24 protein-coding genes and 1 riboswitch are annotated in these 24,849 nt (G+C 40.5%); of the genes, 21 read left to right on the forward strand and 3 right to left on the reverse strand.

Annotated elements, in window-relative coordinates:
• The first annotated feature begins 675 nt into the window (after positions 1-675).
• Positions 676-1,707, forward strand: a complete 1,032-nt coding sequence (locus CSV69_RS15030; RefSeq protein ID WP_099693844.1) for a YqgU-like beta propeller domain-containing protein — start codon at positions 676-678, stop codon at positions 1,705-1,707.
• Between the two features lie 114 nt (positions 1,708-1,821).
• Here the strand turns inward: CSV69_RS15030 and CSV69_RS15035 are convergent, their stop codons facing one another.
• Positions 1,822-2,004: a DUF2759 family protein gene (locus CSV69_RS15035; protein WP_029054522.1), complete on the reverse strand. Its 183-nt coding sequence runs from the start codon at positions 2,002-2,004 to the stop codon at positions 1,822-1,824.
• Between the two features lie 158 nt (positions 2,005-2,162).
• Here CSV69_RS15035 and CSV69_RS15040 point away from each other — a divergent pair, with 158 nt between their 5' ends.
• Positions 2,163-2,798 carry an MBL fold metallo-hydrolase gene (locus tag CSV69_RS15040; RefSeq protein ID WP_099693845.1) on the forward strand — a complete coding sequence of 212 codons (636 nt, stop codon included), beginning with the start codon at positions 2,163-2,165 and terminating at the stop codon, positions 2,796-2,798.
• A 62-nt stretch (positions 2,799-2,860) separates the two neighbouring features.
• On the opposite strand, the gene CSV69_RS15045 is transcribed toward CSV69_RS15040, so the two are convergent.
• Positions 2,861-3,103, reverse strand: coding sequence for a DUF2626 domain-containing protein (locus tag CSV69_RS15045; RefSeq protein WP_085426061.1), 243 nt, complete (start codon positions 3,101-3,103; stop codon positions 2,861-2,863).
• A gap of 343 nt (positions 3,104-3,446) precedes the next feature.
• On the opposite strand from CSV69_RS15045, the gene comGA reads away from it, so the two are divergent.
• The 16 genes from comGA (at position 3,447) to CSV69_RS15130 (ending at position 19,268) form a co-directional block, all read left to right on the forward strand.
• Entirely contained in the window at positions 3,447-4,451 is a 1,005-nt protein-coding gene (comGA, locus tag CSV69_RS15050; protein WP_099693846.1) for a competence type IV pilus ATPase ComGA, read from the forward strand.
• On the forward strand, positions 4,438-5,490 hold the full coding sequence (comGB, locus tag CSV69_RS15055; RefSeq protein ID WP_158232697.1) for a competence type IV pilus assembly protein ComGB: 1,053 nt from the start codon (positions 4,438-4,440) through the stop codon (positions 5,488-5,490). Before comGA ends, comGB begins: the two co-directional genes overlap by 14 nt.
• A gap of 14 nt (positions 5,491-5,504) precedes the next feature.
• Positions 5,505-5,816, forward strand: a complete 312-nt coding sequence (gene comGC, locus CSV69_RS15060) for a competence type IV pilus major pilin ComGC (RefSeq protein WP_099693847.1) — start codon at positions 5,505-5,507, stop codon at positions 5,814-5,816.
• Positions 5,803-6,258: a competence type IV pilus minor pilin ComGD gene (gene comGD / locus CSV69_RS15065; RefSeq protein WP_158232698.1), complete on the forward strand. Its 456-nt coding sequence runs from the start codon at positions 5,803-5,805 to the stop codon at positions 6,256-6,258. Before comGC ends, comGD begins: the two co-directional genes overlap by 14 nt.
• Entirely contained in the window at positions 6,251-6,550 is a 300-nt protein-coding gene (locus CSV69_RS15070) for a hypothetical protein (RefSeq protein ID WP_099625142.1), read from the forward strand. The genes comGD and CSV69_RS15070 overlap by 8 nt, the downstream gene beginning before the upstream one ends.
• Positions 6,547-6,981, forward strand: coding sequence for a competence type IV pilus minor pilin ComGF (gene comGF / locus CSV69_RS15075; protein ID WP_099693849.1), 435 nt, complete (start codon positions 6,547-6,549; stop codon positions 6,979-6,981). The genes CSV69_RS15070 and comGF overlap by 4 nt, the downstream gene beginning before the upstream one ends.
• A 162-nt stretch (positions 6,982-7,143) precedes the next feature.
• Positions 7,144-7,650, forward strand: a complete 507-nt coding sequence (locus CSV69_RS15085) for a shikimate kinase (RefSeq protein ID WP_085426068.1) — start codon at positions 7,144-7,146, stop codon at positions 7,648-7,650.
• A gap of 134 nt (positions 7,651-7,784) precedes the next feature.
• A riboswitch (glycine riboswitch) is annotated at positions 7,785-7,877 on the forward strand.
• 163 nt (positions 7,878-8,040) lie between these two features.
• Positions 8,041-9,141 carry a glycine cleavage system aminomethyltransferase GcvT gene (gene gcvT / locus CSV69_RS15090; protein WP_099693850.1) on the forward strand — a complete coding sequence of 367 codons (1,101 nt, stop codon included), beginning with the start codon at positions 8,041-8,043 and terminating at the stop codon, positions 9,139-9,141.
• 20 nt (positions 9,142-9,161) lie between these two features.
• Positions 9,162-10,508 carry an aminomethyl-transferring glycine dehydrogenase subunit GcvPA gene (gcvPA, locus tag CSV69_RS15095; protein WP_099625144.1) on the forward strand — a complete coding sequence of 449 codons (1,347 nt, stop codon included), beginning with the start codon at positions 9,162-9,164 and terminating at the stop codon, positions 10,506-10,508.
• Entirely contained in the window at positions 10,501-11,988 is a 1,488-nt protein-coding gene (gcvPB, locus tag CSV69_RS15100; RefSeq protein ID WP_085426071.1) for an aminomethyl-transferring glycine dehydrogenase subunit GcvPB, read from the forward strand. The genes gcvPA and gcvPB overlap by 8 nt, the downstream gene beginning before the upstream one ends.
• A gap of 562 nt (positions 11,989-12,550) precedes the next feature.
• Positions 12,551-13,390, forward strand: coding sequence for a malate synthase (locus CSV69_RS15105; RefSeq protein WP_099693851.1), 840 nt, complete (start codon positions 12,551-12,553; stop codon positions 13,388-13,390).
• A gap of 311 nt (positions 13,391-13,701) precedes the next feature.
• A complete protein-coding gene (locus CSV69_RS15110; RefSeq protein ID WP_099693852.1) occupies positions 13,702-14,688 on the forward strand; it encodes a LacI family DNA-binding transcriptional regulator in 987 nt (328 codons plus the stop codon).
• Positions 14,689-14,841: 153 nt separating this feature from the next.
• Positions 14,842-16,122: a histidinol dehydrogenase gene (gene hisD, locus CSV69_RS15115; protein WP_085426074.1), complete on the forward strand. Its 1,281-nt coding sequence runs from the start codon at positions 14,842-14,844 to the stop codon at positions 16,120-16,122.
• A gap of 41 nt (positions 16,123-16,163) precedes the next feature.
• On the forward strand, positions 16,164-17,480 hold the full coding sequence (locus CSV69_RS15120) for a GntP family permease (RefSeq protein ID WP_099693853.1): 1,317 nt from the start codon (positions 16,164-16,166) through the stop codon (positions 17,478-17,480).
• Positions 17,481-17,556: 76 nt separating this feature from the next.
• Positions 17,557-18,507 (forward strand): 3-hydroxyacyl-CoA dehydrogenase family protein, encoded by a 951-nt coding sequence (locus CSV69_RS15125; protein ID WP_099693854.1) that lies wholly within the window; start codon positions 17,557-17,559, stop codon positions 18,505-18,507.
• Positions 18,504-19,268, forward strand: a complete 765-nt coding sequence (locus tag CSV69_RS15130; RefSeq protein ID WP_099693855.1) for an SDR family NAD(P)-dependent oxidoreductase — start codon at positions 18,504-18,506, stop codon at positions 19,266-19,268. The genes CSV69_RS15125 and CSV69_RS15130 overlap by 4 nt, the downstream gene beginning before the upstream one ends.
• A gap of 70 nt (positions 19,269-19,338) precedes the next feature.
• On the opposite strand, the gene CSV69_RS15135 is transcribed toward CSV69_RS15130, so the two are convergent.
• Positions 19,339-21,402, reverse strand: coding sequence for a catalase (locus CSV69_RS15135; protein WP_099693856.1), 2,064 nt, complete (start codon positions 21,400-21,402; stop codon positions 19,339-19,341).
• Positions 21,403-21,821: 419 nt separating this feature from the next.
• Here CSV69_RS15135 and CSV69_RS15140 point away from each other — a divergent pair, with 419 nt between their 5' ends.
• From CSV69_RS15140 to CSV69_RS15150, 3 genes are all read left to right on the forward strand, one after another.
• The gene (locus CSV69_RS15140; RefSeq protein WP_099693857.1) at positions 21,822-23,063 is read left to right on the forward strand and encodes a metal-dependent hydrolase family protein; all 1,242 of its coding nucleotides are present in this window, start codon (positions 21,822-21,824) and stop codon (positions 23,061-23,063) included.
• Between the two features lie 180 nt (positions 23,064-23,243).
• Positions 23,244-23,714, forward strand: coding sequence for a peptide-methionine (S)-S-oxide reductase (locus tag CSV69_RS15145; protein WP_099625151.1), 471 nt, complete (start codon positions 23,244-23,246; stop codon positions 23,712-23,714).
• The gene (locus CSV69_RS15150) at positions 23,715-24,224 is read left to right on the forward strand and encodes a MepB family protein (protein WP_085426081.1); all 510 of its coding nucleotides are present in this window, start codon (positions 23,715-23,717) and stop codon (positions 24,222-24,224) included.
• Positions 24,225-24,849 lie beyond the last annotated feature (625 nt).

The raw sequence follows: 24,849 nt of genomic DNA on the forward strand, positions 1-24,849 counted from the left end.
AAACGTATAGAAATCATACAAGGATTTCTATACAAAAAGGGTTCGATCATCAAAAACCGATGATCGAACCCTTTTTTGGCTCACTTCTGGCTAATTATGTCCCAGCCTCTTTTTTGTGGTTTTAGGGGATCATGCATGTTTGCTGTAATAAGTGGATGATTCCTTCATTTCTTGTGCTCTCTAGCTAGCTTGATATGATCAATCGTTCTTCGTAAGCGCTCTATCCGCAGCGTTGACCGCTCTATTGGCGTTGCTGGGTGCTCTATCCCTCCCCGTGACCGCTCTATCCGCCGTGCTCACCGCTCTATCATCCCCCACAACCGCTCATAGCCTTCAATACGTAGCTAATTTTCACCAATAAATATGTACAGATCAATCTTTCTCCATAAGCGCTCTATCCACTGCGTTGACTGCTCTATTGGCATCGCTAAGTGCTCTATCACACGCTGCGACCGCTCTATCAGCCGCGCTCACCGCTCTATAGCCTCCCGCAACCGCTCATCGCCCCCAATTTATAAAGTTATTAAAGCTTTCAACTGCTTTGTGGACGAACAAGTGGTATCATGAGTCCGATAGCTGATTGTGATTAATAAATTACAATTGCATATTTTTCACTACATTTCAGCGTTTTATGTAGACCCTTTATAAGTATAAATAGTAAAGGAAGTGCAAGAAATGAGGAAAATACTTATACCAATAGCGTGTGCAGGTCTCCTCATAGGCTGTACGCAAACCAAAGATGCTAAAACTGAAATGCAAACAACAGAAAATGAAGTTCCACTAGAGGCACAAGATTTGAAAATATTAACTACTACTGAAGACGAGATCCGATTCGTTGTAGGTTGGTTAAATGAAACAACAATTATGTACGTGGATCATCATGCTGCAGATGATCGTCTTCAATCGTTTGAATTGAAGACTGGAGAAATACATACTATATTTACGAGTTCTTCCATAATCTCTGAGGTAAAAATTCACTCTTCTGTTCCGCAACTACTCGTCAAAACAGCAAAAGACTCAACTGAAGCGATTATACATATACTCGATCATGATGGGAATGCATTAAATGAAGTGTCAGTAGAATCCTCAGAACTTGAGATTCAATGGAATGATATCGACGCTTCCCAAATACTGATTACAGCTTTCGCTGAAGATTGGAGTTATGACATTATACGATATGATGCGAATGACGATACTTTGGTGGCAGTAGAACTTGCTGATCCATTTCCTGGCTGGTTAGGCACCGAAGAGCTGGTATATATGGAAGAGACGGACTTATTGAAAGAATCACTATCAACTGGTGAGAAAACAGTGCTCGCGAAAGATGTCAATCAGTTTTATTCAGCGGGTGGTCGAGTATTGATTGAAACGTTTGACGGTGAGCACATACGGTATTCCGTGCTAGATACAGTGGGAGAAGAGATGAACACATGGCTTGCAGAAGATGATTCTTTTATGATGGACCAAGTGGTGTTTATGGATGAAAATACGCTGATGATGACCGTCACCAATCAAACTGAAATGATGCCGACGAGTTTTCTAGTAGAAATACAGGATGGCAAGGAAGTGAAGCGTCAAGCGCTATCAGAAGGCGGCTCGCTTGATTGTAAAGGTAACAAGTGTCTAACGGGGTACAACTTGGATACGTGGATTGATGTAGAGACTGGTGAGGCTGTGAAGTGGTTGGAGATTGGACCATTGGAATAAAACTAGCTATAAAAGGTAAGTGAGTTTGATCGAAGTATGTGGCTGACGAAGCACTCTCCAACCAAAAAAAAATAAGGACATCCCCGATAAAGGGGTGTCCTTATTTTTTGGAACTTATTTGTGTAATTGTGGTGGGTATCCTGAATATATAACAGTAGCAATCGTAAATCCTCCGATAACTACAACCGTTACCACATTGAAAACAATACTTAAAAGATTCCGCTCTTTAAAAGCTTGGACCGTTCCAAAGACTGCTAAGATTGCAATCAATCCAAAAATGATGACTAATAAATTCATTGAGTAGACACTCCTTTCAACATTGAAAAAATGAATGCCATAAAGCGATATTCCTCCTCTATTGTACTGTTAATGAAACGTTTTGTCGAGATTAAATAATGAACAATATTTGAAATTTGTGTCCGTATTCATTAATATTAGACAAAGAGGTGAGATAAATGAGAGTACATATACATCCACTAGGTCCAATTCAGACGAATTGTTACATATTGGAAGACGAAAAAAAGAGTTGTTTAATTTTTGATCCAGGCGAAGATGGGGAAGCTTTGCTTTCTGAATTGCGAAAGTTATCACTGAAGCCTGTTGCTATTATGCTGACACATGCCCACTTTGATCATATAGGTGCGTTGGAAAAAATTCGTACTGCATATGATATCCCTGTATATTTGCATGTGGCAGAAAAGAAGTGGCTTGCAAATCCCGAGTTAAACGGTTCAGCGAAATATCCGGTACTGCCAGATGTCATTTGTAATCCAGCTGACGTCCTACTTCATGATGAAAAATATTTAGAAGTAGGTCCTTTTAAGATGGAGACGCGTCACGTGCCTGGACACTCTCCTGGAAGCGTTTGCTATATCTTTGAAGAGGATGGATTCGCCATCGTAGGGGATACATTGTTCCAAGGAAGTATCGGTCGTACGGACTTGCCAGGGGGCGACACAGAAACATTGCTTACAGCGATCCATGAACAACTGTTGACACTTGACGATGAAATGTTGATCTATCCAGGACATGGAGCTGCAACGACACCTGGAAACGAAAAAGATCAGAATCCCTACTTGCACGGATTTTGATCAAAAGTAAAATAAACAAAAAACAGCTTTCCATTGAGGAAGCTGTTTTTTGTATGTACGGATTAGTGTCCTCCACCAGGTACGTGAATGAAGATTGAATAGTAACTGAAACCAACCATGAAGATCATCAGGTATGCTCCGAATAAGTAAATATACATACGCTCTGAAAGCTTCAAGTATCCAAGTAGAATAAAGAAGATAGTACCTGCGACCATAAGTAAAGAAGCTGGAATCATATTTCCTACATAGAACATTACAGCAAAAATACCTGACCAGAATCCTAAAAGTTTAAACATATTATCCATCTAAGAATCCCTCCTTCACAACATTACAATAAGCTCTTATCCATTATAATAGAACGTCAGCCTAAAAGTAAACTCCAATCGATTTTACATTGTGACAAAAGAGTGTACTTATGTGTACGGCTTTAGACAGTAGCTAGTTACAGTATAACAGAACATGAACTAAAATAATGTGAAAATTGATTTTTGATAGCAAATTCTTGATAAGAAATAAATTTTGACTGAATATTGACTATCAAAAATGAATTAACACAAATGTAGTGTGTTTTTAAACAATTTAATTCCCCTATATACTTCTTTTTAAGATGAAAAGTGGTCTTTTGTCGAATGGAGAAAGGAGAAAACTATGGAAATTGATAAGAACCCTATAGAAAAAACATGTTTACAACTGCTTGAGAAAGCGATTGAGTCTGAAGCGACGGATATTCACTTTGTTCCCACGACACAAGGATATGACGTAACCATTCGCAAGCACTCGTACTTTTCAAAGATCGGTGAGTACCCACACACATTAGGTGGCCGTTTAATTTCATTCTTAAAATTTTTATCTTCGTTAGATATTAGTGAACAGCGTCGTCCCCAAAGCGGTTCCTTTCATCGGTCATTCTTCGACTGTAACTTCTCTTTTCGCATTTCAACAATCCCATCTATTCAATTGAGAGAAAGTGTTGCCATCCGCATTCAAAAACATGACAAGATCGTCCCGCTAAATCAGTTGTGCTTTAATCCTGACTGGACTGAACAATTAGTCGAAGCCGCTGCATGCAAACAGGGACTGTTTCTAGTCACGGGACCCACTGGTTCAGGTAAAACAACTACACTTTACTCTTTGACATCGCATTGTGTAACCGAACTTAAGCGTCATGTCATTTCACTAGAAGATCCTGTTGAGAATAACCATAGTCATCTACTGCAAATCCAAGTGAATGAGCGTTCGGGTATTACATATTCTGCGGGATTAAAAGCTATTTTACGACATTCGCCTGACGTTATTATGATCGGTGAAATACGTGATGCAGAGACGGCTAAGATCGCTGTTGAAGCAGCACTGACTGGACATTTGGTTCTTAGTACCATCCATGCGAAAGATCCAGTCGGTTGCTTGTATCGTTTGCTGGATCTTGGCATTCATATGGAAGAACTTAGACAGACGATTATCGCAATATCCGCTCAACGCTTGATTACCCAACAGTCCGGAGAAACAGCAGCGGTTTTTGAGATATTACAAGAGGCAGATTTGCAATTAGCGACCGAAGCTATGGGTAATGGTCAAAGGTTTATAACGCCATTTGATAAGAAAATTGAAGTACAGCAAGCTTTGTATGAAAAGGTTCCTTATGATTCGGAATAAAATATTCAGTCAGTCTGCCAATAAAAAGTTAATAAAACCAGCTGAGTTTTTAGTGCGACTTTCCGTGTTAATACAAGAAGGCTATACATTTCATGAAGGTCTTATTTTGATCTTACCCTACCACACAAAAGAATATGAAGAGAAACTTCAACAAGTTGAAGAGCAATTAAAGATGGGATATGGGGTTTCACATATTTTGAAGGGTTTAGGATTCGGTAATAGTATTATGCTTCCTATTGTGATTGCGGAAGTAGATGGCAACTTGATACGCGCGTTGAAAGAAGTAGCGGATCGTGTCAATCGTAAAGTGGAGAAGCAAAAACAGATTCGTAAACTATTAGCTTATCCAAGTGTGCTGTTTTCTTTCTTACTACTTTTATTAGTAGCATTCCGACAGTTTTTTCTGCCGAATTTTGAAGCGTTGACTGTAATGCGGGCGAATGAAGAAGGTGGACTCGTTCAATTACTGCCAAAGCTTGTGTCTTCCATACCAGATGTATTGTTAGTGCTAGCAGTTATTTTAGGTGTTGTTTTTTTGTTAAGCCGAATATGGTTGAAAAAGTTGTCCCCATACGAGGCTTTACACTATATTTTGAAAGTTCCTGGACTCAAGACTTTCTATAGTGAAATGAAAACTAGAGATTTTGCGAGTGAACTAGGTAGTTTACTGCAGTCAGGATTATCGATGCAAAGCGCCTTAGCGGTTCTGAATGAACAGACGGAAGACCCGATATTATCTGTTATCACAAACGAACTGAGTCAACAAATTATTTATGGAGAATCTTTGCATGAAGCGATCCGTTTAACTGATGGGCTGTCACCGAGACTTGCAGATTTTGCGAAGCATGGTGCTGATACGGGCTATTTATCGAAGGAACTTATGCTCTATAGCGAACATACGACGCAACAGCTAGAAGAGCAGGCTAGTAAATGGATTGCGATTCTACAACCCGCTCTATTTGGTGTGCTTGCCGTCTGTATCCTATTATCTTATTTATCTATTCTGCTACCAGTTTATAAAATGATCGACAGTATTTAAGAGGAGGAAAAACATTGCTAAAGAATGAAAGAGGTTTCACATTAATAGAAATGATGATCGTGTTGCTGATCATAACTGTTTTGATTTTGATTGCAATCCCGAACGTCACAAAGCATTCCAAATCGATAGACGAAAAGGGCTGTGAGGCGTACGTGAAAATGGTAGAAGGTCAGGTGCAAGCATATAAAATGGACAAGAAATCCGTTCCCACACTTACGGCGCTGACTACAGATGGGTATTTACCAGAGAACCCTGCGTGTCCAAATGGAAATGCGATCACAATCGCTGGAGATGGTAAAGTCACGGCGACTAATGGAGGAGGTTAAACAAGCTATTGATGATCAGCGTGGCTTTACTTTTTTAGAACTTTTGCTTGTGTTATCTATTATGATGATTATAACAGCCGTTATTCTACCCTTTAGTGAGAAGCGTTTACAGAGAGTGACTGAAGAAGATGCGTTGCAATTATTCATCGCGACTGTTCATGAAGCACAATTATATGCTATTACACATAAGGAAAGAGTTAGTTTGAAATTTTATGAAGAGGGTCAGAAATACACGGTCGAAACGAATGGTTTAGTAGAGATATTACATGGTGAACTTCCTTCAGGAATGCACAGGTCGAAAAATTCTCCGTTAAAACAGTTGGACTTCGCTGAAACAGGATATTTGATTCGTACAGGAAAAATAACTATTAATACAGAAAGTAAAGGTCTTGTCACAATCTCATTCCAGTTTGAACGGGGAAGGATGATCGTCTATGAATGAAAAAGGGCAATCGTGGCCTGAAGCTATGCTGTCTTTAGTAATTGTCATGGTCATTTTTAGTTCGCTTTTGCCCTTGGCTACCACATTGACGTCATCCGTGGCTGGAAAAAAGTCCGCGATGATTGCAGCACAGACCACATATCAAGCGGCTATACTGTTTAAATCTTCAGGACAAGCAACAGGACGGAGATCGTATGAAAAATTACATTATGATTGGACTGTCGAGGATGGCCAAGTTTGTGTAGTTTATGAAGTACAACAAGTCGCAAATCGTAAGTGTGTGAGTATATGAAATCATGGAATGAAAAAGGCTATTCATTATTGGAAAGTATTATTCATTTACTCATATTCACTATGCTTATTCAATTAGCGGTGTTGTTTTTTTATTGGCAAACACCTATAGAAAAAGTATATCAAGGAGATTTGCTTGGTGAATGGGAACTGTTTTCTTTAGAGTTTCAGGAAGTATTAGAAGAAGTAACAGCAGTCACTGAAATCAACCCTACAATTTTATCTTTTCAAACTAAAAGAGGGGAAATCATTATACAGCAATACAAGCAAATGATTCGAAAGGTGGTAGATGGCGACGGTCATGTTCCACTGTTGATGAATGTAAAAACCTACGCATTTACAGTGAACGGTAGCGAATTGCAGATTGCTGTCGAAATGATGGATGGTAGGCGCAAAGAAAGGACGTTTGCGATTGGATTATATCAAGAATGAGAAGGGAGGATCATTTATTTTCGCGATTGTATTATTATTTTTCGTAAGTCTCTTTCTTTTCTCCCTCGTTTCATGGCATGATAGTATCTACAGAATATACGACTGGCTCGAAATCTATTATGAGCGTAAAGCAGTTGAATTAATGAAACGGGATGGATGAAAATGAAAAGGATTTATTTGGTAGGTTTCATGGGGTGTGGAAAAAGCGCAATTGGTAAACGGCTGCATACGCTGACTGGTATTCCGTTCTTTGATATGGACCATGAGATCTCAGAACATATGCAAATGACGATTCCTGAGATATTTGATCAGTATGGAGAACTGTACTTCCGACAATTGGAGACAGAATTCCTGCAGAAGTTTCCGGAAGAATACTGTATTGTAGCGACTGGTGGCGGTGTGGCAGTAAAGGAAGAGAATATTCGACTGATGCGAGAAACCGGCATCGTATTTTTTCTTAATGCCTCATTCCGCGATATTTGGCGAAGAATCTCGACAGATGTCAATCGGCCGATCGTGCAACAATCTTCGCGACAGGAATTAGAAGCGCTGTATAAAAAGCGTAAACCAAAATATTTGAAGTCATCTCACTTTACAGTGGAGACGACGGGTAAGTCTTTAACGGATATTTCGGAGTATATTATCTTTCAAATCGAAAGATATCAATAACTAAGGATAAAAGCGAATGATTTAGTTATAGATTAAACTATCATTCGCTTTTTTACTGTTATAAGAAATAGATTGCGCTTACTTCTGTTAAATGTTAAGATATCAGTGAAGAAAAAATTAATTGAATCATGCGAATGATTGTATGGGGAGAGCGCGCATTAGGCGCCGCCGAAGGAGCAAGTAACAAACGTTATGAATCTCTCAGGTAACAAAACGCATACATGACGCATCTCTGGAGAGTGCTGAGTAATCAGCGGCCGAAGAAAGTATGGAAACTGTAAAGCTTTCAGGCAAAAGGACAGGGGTTCTCTTTCATAGGAGACCCCTGTCCTTTTTTTGATGAATTACCTACTAATCGTTTCTTGATTAGAACACAAAGGAGGAAACAGTTTGACGAATCCATTATTACGTACACCGTTATTTGAAAGTTACAAAGAGTACGGAGGTAAAACAATCGACTTTGGCGGTTGGGAGTTGCCTGTGCAGTTTTCTAGCATTAAGGCAGAACACGAAGCCGTTCGAACAAAAGCGGGATTGTTTGATGTTTCGCATATGGGAGAAGTGTTTGTTAGTGGTAGCGGAGCACTTGACTATTTGCAGAAACTTGTAACGAATGACGTTTCGAAACTGAAGATCGGCCAAGCACAGTATACAGTGATGTGTAACGAGCAAGGTGGAACGATCGATGATTTCTTAATTTATAAATTAGAAGATGAACGCTATTTATTAGTAGTTAATGCATCCAATATTGAAAAAGATGTTGAATGGATGGAAAAGCAGCAGACAGACAATGTGGTCATCGATAACCAGTCTTCGAACTATGCGTTACTCGCATTGCAAGGTCCTGTGGCGGAAACAATATTACAGAAACTAACAGATGAAACGCTTGAAGAGATCAAATTTTTCCGCTTTAAAGAGCATGTTCAAGTAGGCGGGGAAGATGTGCTTGTTTCACGTACTGGTTATACAGGAGAAAATGGATTTGAAATCTACGGTACAGCTGAAGCCATCCAGAACTTGTGGTCAAAGATTTTGCAAGAAGGCAAAGAAGATGGTGTCGTACCTGCAGGTCTTGGTGCACGAGACACATTGCGCTTCGAAGCGGGACTGCCACTATACGGTCAAGAGCTAAGAGAAGATATATCTCCACTCGAAGCAGGACTTGGTTTCGTCGTGAAAGTGAATAAGGAAGAAGACTTCATTGGTAAGGATGTATTGGTGAAGCAAAAAGAACAAGGCGTCGAACGTAAGCTTGTTGGACTCGAAATGATCGATAAAGGGATTCCGCGTACTGGATATAAAGTATTTGCGGGCGACGAAGAGATCGGTGAAGTAACAACTGGCACGCAGTCTCCTACATTAAAGAAGAACATCGGTTTTGCGCTATTGTCTACAGAGTTCACTGAGCTCGATACAGAAGTTGAAGTAGAAATTCGCACGAAACGTCTGAAAGCAAAAGTTATTGCAACACCTTTCTATAAAAGATCATAAGTGAAAAGGGGTAAACTATTATGAAGCATCGTTATCTACCTATGACGGAGCAAGATCAGAAAGACATGCTTGAAACAATCGGAATTTCTTCCATCGATGAACTCTTTTCGGATATTCCCGAAAAAGTACGATTCAAAGGTGAATATAAGATCAAGCCTGCGAAATCCGAAACATCTCTTTTAAAAGAACTTGGACGTTTAGCTGCGAAAAACATCAACGCTCAAGACTATGCTTCGTTTCTAGGAGCGGGAGTCTATGATCACTATCGTCCGATCATCGTAGATCATGTAATTTCACGTTCTGAGTTCTATACGGCATACACGCCATACCAGCCAGAAATTTCACAAGGTGAGTTGCAAGCGATTTTCGAATTCCAGACGATGATCTGTGAATTGACAGGCATGGAGCTTGCGAACTCTTCTATGTATGACGGCGGAACAGCACTAGCGGAAGCGGGCACACTTGCTGCAGGCCATACACGCCGCAAGAAGTTGCTTGTATCGGCTACTGTTCACAACGAATCACACGCAGTGGTGAAATCGTACGCTGACGGGCAGTATATTGAAGTTGTCACAATTCCTCATACAAATGGCGTAACAGACATGGATAAGCTCAAGGAATTGATTGATGACGAGACTGCAGCAGTGCTTGTTCAATACCCGAACTTCTACGGACAAGTAGAGGATCTTCAGGCAATCAGTGATATTGCACATGAAAACGGTGCATTGTCGATCGTTTCGGCGAATCCACTTGCTTTAGGGCTCTTAACACCACCTGGAGCGCTTGGAGCGGATATTACTGTTGGAGACGCACAACCATTCGGCATTCCAGAGTCATTCGGTGGACCACACTGTGGATATTTTGCTGTATCGAAAAAGTTGATGCGTAAAGTACCAGGTCGTCTAGTCGGCGAAACGAATGATGATCAAGGTCGTAGAGGATACGTTCTGACTTTGCAAGCGCGTGAGCAGCATATTCGTCGTGATAAAGCGACATCCAATATTTGTTCGAATCAAGCGCTTAATGCTCTTGCAGCATCTGTTGCGATGACAGCCCTTGGTAAAGAAGGAATTAAAGAAATTGCGTATCAAAACATCGCGAAAACAGCTTACGCGAAACAAGCATTTGAAAAAGCAGGCTTCGAAGTGAAATTCGGTGCTGCTCATTTCAATGAACTAGTCGTAGATTGCAAATCACCGATTAAAGACGTTAACAAACGTTTGCTGGATCAAGGGATTATCGGTGGATACGATTTGAGTCTTGTGGACGAAAGTCTTGCAAACCACGCACTGATCGCAGTAACAGAACAACGTACGAAAGAAGAAATCGATGCATACGTGCAAGAATTGGAGGCTATCCATGCATAAGGAAAACCAATCACTCATTTTTGAAGTATCCAAACCTGGACGAATCGGTTATAGCTTACCTGAATTAGATGTACCTGAAGTAGATGTTGCGTCTATTTTATCTCAAGGTGTTATTCGCACAGAAGACGCAGAACTGCCGGAAGTATCTGAACTGGACATCATGCGTCACTACACTGCATTGTCTAATCGTAACCATGGAGTCGATACAGGATTCTATCCATTAGGTTCTTGTACGATGAAGTATAATCCGAAAATCAACGAAGCGGTTGCACGCTTCCCTGGATTCGCACGCGTTCATCCGTTACAAGACGAGTCTACGGTTCAAGGTGCACTCGAAGTAGCGTATGATCTGCAAGAGCACTTAGCTGAAATCACGGGGATGCCACAAGTTACATTGCAACCTGCAGCAGGTGCACATGGTGAGTGGACGGCATTGATGATGATTCGTGCTTTCCATGAAGCAAATGGTGATACACAGCGTACGAAAGTACTCGTTCCTGACTCTGCTCACGGTACAAATCCAGCTTCTGCAACGGTTGCAGGCTTTGACACAGTGACAGTTAAGTCGAATGAAAAAGGCTTAGTTGATCTTGAAGACTTGAAATCAAAAGTAGGTCCCGATACTGCAGCATTGATGTTGACGAATCCAAACACGCTGGGGCTTTTCGAGGAAGATATCTTGGAAATGGCGGCAGCAGTTCACGGAGTTGGCGGAAAGCTGTATTATGATGGAGCAAACTTGAATGCCGTTATGTCCAAAGCACGCCCAGGCGATATGGGCTTCGATGCGGTTCACTTGAACTTGCATAAGACGTTCACAGGTCCTCACGGTGGCGGTGGTCCAGGTTCAGGTCCAGTTGGGGTAACTGACGAACTCGCTGCATTCCTGCCGAAACCAGTCATTGAAAAAGTGGATGATCGTTTCGTCCTAAACTATGATGTACCGCAATCTATCGGTCGCGTGAAGCCATTCTACGGAAACTTCGGTATTTACTTACGTGCATACACGTATATCCGCTCAATGGGTCCGGATGGCTTGAAAGCTGTTACTGAATATGCAGTACTCAATGCAAACTATATGATGCGTCGTCTAGAGCCATACTTCGACCTTCCGTATACACAGCATTGTAAACATGAATTCGTCTTATCAGGCCGTCGCCAGAAGAAGCTTGGCGCGCGTACACTTGATATGGCGAAACGCTTGTTAGATTTCGGATATCATCCGCCTACAATCTACTTCCCGTTGAATGTCGAGGAAGCTATGATGATCGAGCCGACAGAAACGGAGTCCAAAGAAACATTGGATAACTTCATCGAAGCGATGATTCAAATTGCGAAAGAAGTAGAGGAGAATCCAGAAATCGTTCAAGAGGCACCACACACAACTGTCATCGGTCGTTTGGATGAAACTAAGGCAGCGCGTAAGCCTGTGTTGCGTTATATAAAAGAAGAGTCACCTGTAGAAGAAACTGTACAATAAATATACGATAATGGAGCACCGTTGAAACATAGCGGTGCTCTTTAAATATTTTCCGGGTAATTTTATTGAACTTCAACATCACGTAGACTGGACGATAGACGAGGTATTTCATTATTTTCAGAGGGATATTAGGAAGCTCTAGTGAATATAATTGAGAGCTATATACTGTCAAAGACACCAAGACACTATGTTTTTTTCAATTGCTCATGATGAAATTGTAATCTCTATGTAAATAATAGTGATCATAATACTAGTAACTCACAGACTCTCTATCAAAATGAAAATTGTATATTATACGATAAACAATTGAGCGATGTCAACTAAAAATTTGAGAAATTTCTGATTACATGTTATACTATATAAGTACAAGTAATCGGGACTGCATTTGATGATCCTGCGCAGCTTATTCCAGCAAGGAATGGAGGGCGCTTTTTTGAATTTGAAAATTGGCTTGTTCCATTTAATTTAATAATTTTTTTAAAAAGCAGGTTGTAGCAGGGGGTCTTGATAAGACTAACTGTCAAGACGTGTATCAAAGAATTTAATAGGAGGAGAATGTCTAGTGAATTTGATTAACGAAGAAATAACTCATAACGTGTTTGGTGAAGGAAATATTGTGGAACACGAGGAATCATTCATCACCGTTGATTTTAACAAGGATCTTAAAAGATTTGTTTATCCCGATGCTTTTGAAAACTTTATTAAATTAAATGATCGAAGTATGGCAGAGTCGTTAGAAAAAGTCTTTGTAGAAAGAAAAGCTGAAGAGAAAATACTTGAGAAGAAACGTAAAGAAGAAAAAGCTGCTCAAAGATTAGAACAGCAACGTAGAGAAATACTCAAGAATCATAAAATTCATGAAAGCTCACAAATCGTTTTCTGGTTAGATTCAGAAAAGCAATCAGACATTTTGAATAGTTGGGAAATAACTACAGGCAACATTCAGAGCGGGAAGAACAAAGGTCTACCGAACCCTGTTACTCGTTTGCGCCCGAACAGTGCAGGTATTCTAACCGTAAGAACTTCTGATCAAGCGGAAACGGAAAGAATCATTTTAGGTCTTTTCATGGTTGATGATACATTTACAGGTACTATTGGGGAAGACGGATTGGTTCCTTACCACCCTGAATATAGAATAACACTGACAGAAGAAGAATCTCAGAAAATGCTTTTCTGGAATTACTACAAAAATAAAAACTACCCAGATCGTACTTCATGGAATTCGGGAACATTCCGCTATTTTGATAATATTTGGACAGCTCAAATATTACGAGATATCATTGCGTTGAAAACGGATGAAGAAGAAATCAAAGAAGCACAAAATTTCATGGACTACTTCTGTAGAATGAATGCGATTGACATGACAAATATTCCAGAAGCTGAAGGTGCGCTGAACTCGTAACTAAAACGAGTTAAACGAGGCACTTTATGAATAACTGAACAAATTTAAAGCTGCCAGGTACGAGCACAGGATGACTGTGTTGGTACCTGGCAGCTTATTAATTTTCAAGAAATCATACAACACACAAATCGTTCCCATTGTGCAGTGTACTATTTTGGATAGCAATACATACTAGTAGTCAATTCACATGAGCTTTTCTGATATAATTAAAATTAAGATATAAGCTACAGACGTCTTGTTTCTATAGTAAACAAAAAGCCGTCATACATATACAGTAAATTAAAAACTAGTACTAGGGGGAATGGATAAAAATGCGAAATACAGTAACTGCGATGGACGTTGCTAAGCTAGCTGGCGTTTCACAGTCATCAGTTTCAAGAGTTTATTTTGAAGGTGCTTCTGTTTCGGATAAAACTAGGAAACGGGTTCTGGAGGCGGCAGCCGAGCTTGGTTACCGTCCTAACGTATACGCGAGAAGTCTAATTACGAACCAATCTAAAATTATTGGGTTGGTAATGAAAAATGTGCAAAATCCATTTTATGCGCATGTGTTGAAACGATTCAGCTCCATCTTTAAACAGCAGGGATACAGTATCTTATTTGTTTCAACAAATAATGATGAAATCCAAGATGAAGACGTGGAAACATTACTCAACTACAATGTAGCGGGCGTAATCGTGACGGATGCTACGATGTCCCAAGAAGTGGGGGAAGAGTTCAAGAAAAGTCATATTCCCATAGTATTCTTTAATAGAAAGCCACGTAATAACGTCTATCATTCAATAAGTTGCAATAATTTACAAGCAGGTCGCTCTATCGCACAATTTTTATTAGCTACTGGATCAACTGAATTAGCGTTGGTGACTGGTAATGAAGATACGTCGACAAGTATTGAACGAAAAAAAGGCTTTTGTGAAATACTCGATCAACAAAATATCCCACTCCGTACGTATAATTCAGATTACACTTACGAAGGTGGATATAATACGGCAATGACCATTTTAGAAGAAAATCAGTTACCTTCTGCAATTTTTGTTGCAAATGATATTATGGCACTTGGACTGCTGGATGCCTTTCGCAAGTATAAAGTTCTTATACCAGAACACACTAGGGTTATTGGATTTGATAATATCGCGATGACTTCTTGGCCTGCATATGAATTAACTACATGGGAACAGCCAATAGAAGAAATGATCGAGAAAACAGTGACTTATCTGATGGATGAAGTCCAGTCCTATACAGGATTAGTCCGCACAATAGAAGTGGATGGAAAATTAGTTGAAAGAAAAACCACATAATTGCTTGACTTTAATGAATTGTTGGACTAGGATTTTCATATAGAGTCTATTGCATACGTATGCAATAGTAAGTACTCTTACAAGTTTTAGAAATATAGATCAGTAAAATGTCCAAAGAATAATGTAAGCGGTTAAAAAATAGGAGGCGTACTCATGGTAAAAGTGATTAAAGCAGGTAAATCTCAAGAAGAAGTAGTAGCAAACGACACAAAGGTATCCGAAATTGTTGCAGGAGCTTTGAAAGATGTAGAAACTCGTGGTGACCAAGCAGTTCGTGAATTATCTGAGAAGTTCGATAAGTGGAGCCCTGAATCATTCAGATTGAGCGAATCAGAAATTAAAGATATCGTGGCACAAGTGCCTGATAGCGTCATTGAAGACATTAAGTTTGCACAAACTAATATTAAAGCGTTTGCAGAAGCACAACTGGCTTCATTGCATGATGTAGAAGTGGAAAATATTCCAGGAGTTATTTTGGGGCATAAAAATATTCCTGTAAACAGTGTAGGCTGTTATATCCCTGGGGGCCGTTACCCGATGGTTGCGTCTGCGCATATGAGCGTATTGACTGCGAAGGTTGCAGGAGTGAAACGAGTGATCGCATGTACACCACCGATTAATGGTGAAATTCCAAAAGCGACGATAGCGGCTATGTATTTAGCAGGAGCAGACGAAATTTACTTGTTGGGCGGCATTCAAGCGATGGGTGCAATGGCGATCGGGACAGAAACAATTGAATCTGTTGATATGATTGTAGGACCTGGTAATGCGTTCGTTGCAGAAGCGAAGCGTCAATTATACGGTCGTGTAGGAATAGATCTCTTTGCAGGTCCAACTGAGACATTAGTTGTAGCAGACCACACAGCAGATGCAGAAATGATTGCGATTGATCTTCTAGGACAAGGTGAACATGGACCAACGTCTCCTGGCGCATTGATTACGACTTCTGAAGAGCTGGCACATGAAACTATTAAAGAAATTGCGCGCCAATTGGAAACGCTTCCGACAGCAGACGTTGCAAGCGTATCGTGGGAAGACTATGGTCAAATATTGGTCGTGGATTCCATTGAAGAAGCTCGTGTAGAAGCGGATCGCTTGGCATTTGAACACGTAGAGATTTTAACGGAGAACCCAGATTACTTCCTTGAGAATATGACTAACTACGGTTGCTTGTTCTTGGGACCAGAGACGAACGTAGCGTACGGAGATAAAGTAATTGGAACAAATCATACATTACCGACTAAAGGGGCAGCTCGTTATACAGGTGGATTATGGGTGGGTAAATTCATCAAAACAGTTACTTATCAGAAGATCACAACACCTGAAGCTTCAGCCTATATCGGCGAATACGCAGCAAGACTTTGTCTATTGGAAAACTTTGAAGGACATGCTAGACAAGCTCAACTTCGTGTAGATCGTTACGGAAAAAACTAAAGAGAACTTTTAAGGTAGCAAGGTAATTAGGAGGAATGACTATGTTAGGGATGATCGGCCTTTTTGGGGGACTTGCGATCTTGATCTTTTTGACAATGAAAGGGATGAACCTTCTTATTGCGGCGCCAATTACAGCGCTGTTTATCGCAATTTTGAATGGAATCCCGCTGTTCCCACAGTTAGTAGAAGAAGGCGCGGTTAACTTCTTAACGAACTATATGGGCGGATTTACAGGATTCATCGCCTCTTGGTATTTGATGTTCTTGACAGGTGCAATATTTGGTAAAGTCATGGAAGACAGTGGCGGTGCTGATAGTATTTCAAAATGGATTGTCAGTAAAATCGGTATGAAGAGGGCGGCATTGGCCGTGGTTATAGCTTGTGCAGTGTTAACGTATGGCGGGGTAAGTTTGTTTGTTGTTGCATTCTCGGTATATCCGATGGCGCTCAGTCTTTTCAAACAAGCTGACTTGCCAAGAAGATTCATTCCTGCGGCACTGGCATTCGGTTCTACGACATTTACGATGACATCTGCGGGATCTCCTGAAATCCAAAACTGGATTCCAATTGAGTTTCTTGGGACGACTCCATATGCTGGATGGGAAGTTAGTATTTTCGTAGCCGTCTTTATGTTCTTATTTGGCTATTGGTGGTTGAAACGAATGATTTCAAAAGCCGTTGCCAATGGCGAGAAATTCATCTCAAGAAAAACAGATAAAGAAGTAGATATGAAAAGAGATCTTCCTAATCCAATTCTTAGCATGATTCCGTTGGTTGTTGTACTTGGACTCACTTTACTTTTACACCAATCACTCGGAACGTCCGCACTGATCATCTCTTTAAGTGGTGGTATATTAGCGACATTCTTGCTGAATAAAAAATACTTCCAAAACTTTGGACATGCGGTTGGAGAAGGGGCAATGGGTGCAGTGATTGCGATCGCCAACACTGCAGCAGTTGTTGGTTTTGGTGGTGTAGTAAAGGCGACACCGGCTTTTGAAGCGGCGGTCAACGTGATGACGGATATACCAGGTAGCCCACTGATCGGTGGAGCATTGGCAGTAGCGGTTATTGCCGGACTGACTGGTTCATCATCTGGTGGACAAGCTATCGCCTTGCCACTACTAGCACCACATTATTTAGATTTAGGCGTCGATCCGGAAGCCTTGCATCGTACAGTTTCCATATCTTCAGGGTCACTTGATTCACTTCCTCAAGGTGGATATGTTGTAACGACTATCCGATCCATTGCAGGTGAAACACATAAAGACGCGTACCCAGCATTTGGAGCGTTGTCAGTTGTTGTACCAATACTTGGTGCTGCGGTTGCAGTGATTCTATTCTCAATCGGACTATAAGAACATGAACCCAACGAGCCGTAACTTGGTTTGTTGGGTCTCTTAATTTCCCAGGCAATGAAAAGGAGTGAATGAAATGAATACTATAACGATTATAGGCTGCGGTACAATGGGCCACTCTATAGGACTGGCGGCTGCTTGGTCAGGTATTCCTGTTAGACTGGTTGGAATGAGCGAAAAGGATCTTGATAAAGCACGGGCTGGATTACGAAGTAAATTGGATACTATGATGGAAAACGGTTTACTAGATGTAATTAAGATAGAAGAAATACAGAAAGCCATTGAATTCACAACTTCCTTAGAAGAGGCAGTTGTTGACTCCGGTTTCATTTTTGAAGTAATTCCTGAACAAATTGAATTAAAACGGGTATTGTATAAAAAGCTAGAGCAACTCGTCAGTAAGACAAGCATTATTGCTAGCAACACATCGGGATTTAAACCTAGTGAACTAGCTAGAGAAATGAAGTATCCGAATCGATTCATCGTCACTCATTTCTGGAATCCTGCACATTTGATCCCGCTTGTAGAAGTTGTAAAGGGAGAGTATACAGATGACGAAACGGTAGAGTCGGCAATGGAGTTAATCAGGTCGATGAATAAGAAGCCGGTACTTGTAAAAAAAGAAATCACGGGCTTTATAGGCAATCGCCTTCAATACGCATTGTTTAGAGAAGCGCAGTATTTGTTGGACATTGGGGCAGCGTCTAAAGAAGACATAGATGCTGCAGTTACCTATAGCATCGGACGTCGTTTGCCTGTTACCGGACCTCTAATGACAGCGGATATGGGTGGACTGGATGTGTTTTCGGCCATCTCGAATTATTTGTTTAGTGACTTGAGTGTAGCTGAGCAGTCGGGAGAAGCGGTGACTAGTCTCGTGGATGCGGGTCATTTAGGGGATAAAAGCGGACGTGGATTTTACGACTGGGATGAAAAGACTTCGCAAAAGATTAATAAAGAACGAGAACGCATGTTGATCGAATTCTTGAAGAATGATAAGAAGTTGGATGAGGAGGTAGAAAAATGAGCAGCTATTTCACTGAACTTGCGGGCAAGACGATAATTGTTACCGGTGGAAGCAAAGGGATAGGAAAAGATATCGCGCGTACATTTGCGGAGCTTAAAGCGAATGTCATCGTTACTGGACGTGATGAAGAAGTTCTTCAAAAAGCAGTATTAGAGCTGCAGGAGTTGAATCCAAGATGTATGGGGATACCGGGAGATTTAAGCAACTTATCTGTAATTCAACAACTGATCGAGACTGTCGTGACGGAGTTTGGAACGATTGACGTGTTAGTGAATAACGCGGGAGTAAATATTGCGAAGGCTGCAATGGAAGTGACTGAAGCAGATTGGGATACCGTACTTGATTTGAATTTGAAGTCGGTGTTCTTTAGCAGTCAGGCAGCCGCACGTCATATGCTGAAGCAAAACAGTGGCAAGATCATTAATATCGCTTCACAAATGGCATTCGTAGGTTATTATAAACGTGCAGCGTATTGTGCCAGCAAAGGTGGACTTGTTCAATTGACGAAAGCACTAGCGGTAGAGTGGGCGGAGCATGGTGTGACGGTCAATGCAGTAGCTCCTACGTTCATTGAAACTGAGTTAACAGAGAAGATGTTTGAGGATGTAGATTTTAAATCCGATGTAGAGAATCGCATCTTATTAAATGGTTTGGCGAAACCGAAAGATATTTCAGGGGCGGTTCTATATTTGGCTTCTGATATGGCCGGTTTTGTTACAGGCGAAACGATTAAAGTTGACGGTGGATGGACAGCTATTTAATGAGTGTATCATTGTAATATAAAAAAGCGTCACTCGCGAGGAACCGAGTGACGCTTTTTGCTGGATATAATCAGTAAATATCTCGATCCCAAAAGCGTTGTTGGGTAATTGCGAGTATATACTCGTCGTTAAATGCAGCAGTATTTTTAGCAAGCACAATGCCTGGTCCTTTTTTCGCGTTAGATGCTGCGAATAAAGAGTTTCCGGTTTTCGCTACACTGATCGGCTTATAATGCATGAATGCTTCATTAATATAATAGACGCTATCCGAATTGAATTTCGCTTGATTTGCTGCGTTTCCACCTACAACATACAGAGAATCGAATAGCACCGGAGCCGTGGTTGAAAATGTTTCATTGACTTGAATCTCCAGTCCATTCTTCCCTCTTACCGTACCCAGTTTTTCACCAATCGTATACGTCCACACACCATACTTCGCTAAGTGTTCAATTGTGGATTTCACTTCATCATCGTCAAAACCGTCGCCGATTAAAATGCCAACTTTCATGCTGTATGGATAGCGAGCAGTATTTTCCTGGCTCAGCGCAGGGGAGGATGCGGTCACATCCACTTGCTCGCCCGTCGGCTTGTTGACCCCTACATTATTCGCTATTGCAGTAGCCATTTCCCGATCAACGTTTGAGAACATATCCACCACTTGTTGTCGAACACTTATACTATTCACTTTTCCTACTTCGAAGCTAAACGCGTTAATAATATGCTGCTTTTCGGGAGGCGACATACTGTTCCAGAACATTCGAGCTTGTGAAAAGTGATCTTTGAATGATTCACTCCGTGCTTGAATGACGCGGCCTTCTACTTTCTCAGCGTAATGTTCAAGACCGCCTTCTTTGGCTGTCGAAGTGGAAGGCGTGTTATTAGCGAGTGAATTTTTATGATAGCTTACTTTGCCAACATCAATCCGCTGGCGATTGAACCCATTACGCTGGTTATTATGGAACGGACATACTGCGCGGTTAATCGGAATTTCAGCGAAGTTCGGTCCGCCTAGTCGGTAGAGTTGGGTATCTAAATAAGATAGTAGCCTTCCTTGCAAGAGGGGATCGTTGGTGAAATCTATTCCAGGAACAATATTACCTGGGTGGAAGGCAGCTTGTTCGGTTTCGGCAAAGACGTTTGTGACGTTTTGATTTAATGTCATTTTTCCGATAATCTTAACAGGCACAATCTCTTCGGGCCAAATTTTGGTCGCGTCCAAAATATCGAAATCAAACATGAATTCATCTTCTTCAGCAATCATCTGCACGCCGAATTCATATTCTGCGAAATAGCCATTGTCAATACAGTCCCACAGGTCTTTACGTTGGAAGTCTGCATTTTTTCCTGCGATCTTCTGCGCTTCGTCCCATACTAATGAATGTACACCTAGTATCGGTTTCCAATGGAATTTTACGAATGTAGCTTTTCCTTCACTATTAACGAATCGGAAAGTATGAACGCCAAAGCCCTCCATCATCCGCCAACTTCTCGGAATCGTGCGATCGGACATTTGCCACATAACCATATGGGCGGACTCCTGATTGTTTGCTACGAAATCCCAAAACGTATCATGCGCTGAAGCGGCTTGTGGCATATCTGTATCAGGTTCAGGTTTAACCGCATGGACGAGATCAGGGAACTTCATGCTGTCCTGAATGAAAAATACAGGTAGATTATTTCCTACCAGATCATAGTTACCTTCTTCGGTGTAAAACTTTACCGCAAAACCTCGAACATCTCTCGCTGTATCGACAGAACCTAAATTACCCGCAACATTAGAAAATCGTGTGAAAACAGGAGTCTTCTTTCCGGGTTCTTGAAGAAAACCAGCCGTCGTATAATCTTTCATCGATTCATATAACTCAAACTCGCCGTGCGCTGCATAACCTCTCGCATGGACAACGCGTTCAGGAATCCGTTCGCGGTCAAAGTGCATGAGCTTCTCTTTTAAATGAATACCTTCCATTAAAGTAGGTCCGCGTACGCCTGCTTTTAATGATTCTTCATCATTGGATACTTTGACTCCTTGGTTCGTCGTGAATTTTTTATCTTTATTATCTACTTTAAATTCATCTAACTGTTTCATTTTTTGATTTTGTTTAGGATCCATGTTTTTATTAGTTGATTCATCCATCAAAAAAATCTCCTCCATTACTAATGTAAACTGCTCTATACATATAAATCTTTACTAGTGTATGTAGTGTTTTAGCAAAATAGCACAAAGACTATTGATAGAGGAGTTTTTAAAGCTTTCTAAGCTTCTGCATGCTTGCGCGTTAGATAGTATAAGAGGTTTTATGATTATTACATGTATAAAAATATAAAGAACTTGTTAATTTAACTGAATATTATTTACATATGAATCTGTAACATGATATATTGGATATCGTAATCAGGAAGTACATACGTTTCACTAGAGATCAAAGAGAAGCAAACATTATTACGGATGAACTCTTGGCGTCTAGGTTGATGGGGGCATTTAGTACGGTCATGATCACTTTCGCTTTCATTGCAGACATCTAAGTTCGAACTATATAAAGTGGAGGGGAAATTATGCAAAAGATTATAATAGAAAACGGATTAGTAATTGATGGAACAGGTTCGGAAAGTAAAGTTAATCAAATCGTAGTGATTACTGGTCAAAAAATCGAATTCATAGGAAAGAAATCCGAGTATCAAGCTACCGGAGATGAAACGATTATAGATGCACAAGGTGGAACGATTTTACCAGGCTTCATCGATACACATGTACATATGATGATGCAATTTAGTCCTGTGGCGGAACGTTTGTCTACACCATTTTCGTTCATGTATTACCAAGCTGCGGAATATTTGAAAACTACATTACATGCGGGCATTACGTCTGTTCGTGACGCACTTGGAGCCGATGCCGGAGTCAAAAAGGCGATAGAAGATGGATTCATTTCAGGTCCGAGAATGCAATTGAGTATCAATGCATTGACTATTACAGGTGGACATGGCGATGGCTATACCGTTTCAGGAAATGTAATAGATATTATGCCTTCGAACTATCCGGGCATGCCGAATGGTTTATGCGATGGTGTGGAAGAAGTACGTAAGAAAACACGCGAAATGTTGCGTGCTGGCGCAGAAGTCATTAAAGTACATGCTACAGGTGGTGTTTTGAGTGCTACTGACCATCCGGAATTCACTCAGTTTTCATTGGAAGAACTTAAAGTGATGGTGGAAGAAGGTCACTTTAGAAAAGGAATCAAAGTAATGGCACATGCGCAAGGTGCAGAAGGAATTAAAAACGCGGTGCGCGCCGGTGTTCATTCGATTGAGCACGGAATTTTCATTGATGATGAAGCGATTGAATTAATGCTTGAAAACGGTACGTTCCTCGTCCCGACATTATTAGCGCCAGTTGCAGTTTTAGAAACGGCGCATGAAACAGGGATGCCTGAAACGGCTGTGCAGAAATCTAAAGAAGTGATTGATCAACACGTCGCAAGTTTCACAAAAGCATATAATGCGGGCGTTAAAATCGCGATGGGTACAGATGCTGGCGTGTTCAAGCATGGTACAAACCTTCGTGAACTAGGTTTAATGGTTGATGCGGGTATGTCGCCTATGGAATCGATCATCGCTTCTACAAAAACAGCTGCGGAATGTTTAGGGTGGGAAGATCGAGTCGGTACATTGGAGACTGGAAAACTTGCGGATGTACTTGTTGTGAAAGGAAATCCGTTGGAAGATATTTATTCATTAGCTAATAATGACACGATTCAAGTAGTTATTAAAGATGGTAAGGTAGAAAAGGATATACGGTAATCGTTGATAAGTTCTAAATGATGAACACAAAAAGACTGTTTTTGAGATAAACGGTCTTTTTGTGTTTTTGAATTTATACAGAGTGTTGTCTATCCACTTGAACAAAACAACGACTTATATGATAGTAGACATAAGAACATGCGTGTACTATGGTGAATTGATTGTAAAGGGGAAATTCTTATGGAAGTTGTATATGTTGCAGGTGGTTGTTTATGGGGAGTGCAAGCTTTTATCAAAACCTTGCCTGGTGTTCTACTAACAGAAGCGGGTCGAGCGAATGGATCGAGTCAAACGCTTGACGGTGAATATGATGGTTATGCTGAATGTGTGAAAGTGGAGTTTAATCCTGTAGTTTTGACGGTTGATAGATTAATGGAGTATGTATTTGAAATTATTGATCCGTATAGTTTGAACAAACAAGGGCAGGATATGGGCGAAAAGTATAGGACAGGTATTTATAGCGAACAATCCGAACATTTACGTAAAGCGAATGCGTTTATTCAGGCAAGACACGATGTCGATCGTATCGTGGTGGAAGTGGAACCTTTAACAAATTATATAAAGAGTGCAGACGAACATCAAGATCGGTTGGATCATTATCCAGAAGATTATTGTCATATTCCAGAGAATGTATTAAATAGGTACAAGTAGATGGAGTTTACTACGGCATTAGCTCATGTAAATAGAATGATGTATGAACCTCTTAATTTACCCATTTATTGTGTCCAAGAAGAAATGCAAAATGTGAAGTACGGTGCCGGAACGTTTCAGTTGGCGACAAAAACTATTCGATTTAGGGTGGCGAACGTCACACCTACGAAAATTGGTCAGTTTGTGGCGTTCTGGCAAAAAGATAAACAGAATCGAAATCAGCCGTATTCATATGAAGAGACGCCAGACTTTGTGGTCATTACGACTTTTAAAGATGATCGGCAGTTCGGTCAATTTGTTTTCCCTAGAGAACTCCTTCTGGAACAGAATATTTTAGCGTCACCTTCTATAAAAGGGAAAATGGCTTTACGCGTCTATCCTGCCTGGGATCAGCCGACAAGCAAGCAAGCGTTGAACACACAGAAGTGGCAGTTGCCTTATTTTGTGGATATGAGTATTGCGGATCCTTTACAAAGTAGACAGGTGTTGGCGTTGTATGGTTTTGTGTAATCAAAATTACGCGACTTATGTAAGTATTTTACTTGATTTGCAGTTCAAGTAGGTTGTTCTAGTGTGTGTAAATCATCCAGTTGAGTGGCTTACAAGGTAAAATAACAATAAATTTAATACCGAATTAAAACATCAAATGGCATTGGAATTAACAATGCCATTTTGTCGTATGAACAGAATATAGGATTTATTATGCTATACTATTGGTAATTTAAGTTGAGCTTTATTTTTTAACAAATGGACTATTAGTTGCTTTGTATAGGGCTATTCAACAATCCAGGTGAAAGTTAGGATATTAAATAGTGTCAATAGGGAAATGGTTGTCAAAGGTTTAATAATTATGTGATTCGAAAATCATTCCGATTTTTATCAGCTTTTACGTACGAACTATTGGTTAAGGTAATAGTTTTTTTCTTGATATAAGACGAACAATAAGAGTATTTAAGAGGTGGAGGTCGTTCAAAATGATTGAAAAAGTAATTATTAAAAACTCCTAAATTGCAATATTAAGTTAGCCACTTAGATAAAATCCAGTGTATGTATGAAGGGGGCTGTTATCCCTCTATCGATAATCTCTTTTTGAAAATACTAAGCTAACCTAGCTAACTCTTGTTCAAACAAAACG

The organism is Sporosarcina sp. P26b (genome assembly GCF_002743245.1).
Taxonomy (GTDB): domain Bacteria; phylum Bacillota; class Bacilli; order Bacillales_A; family Planococcaceae; genus Sporosarcina; species Sporosarcina ureae_C.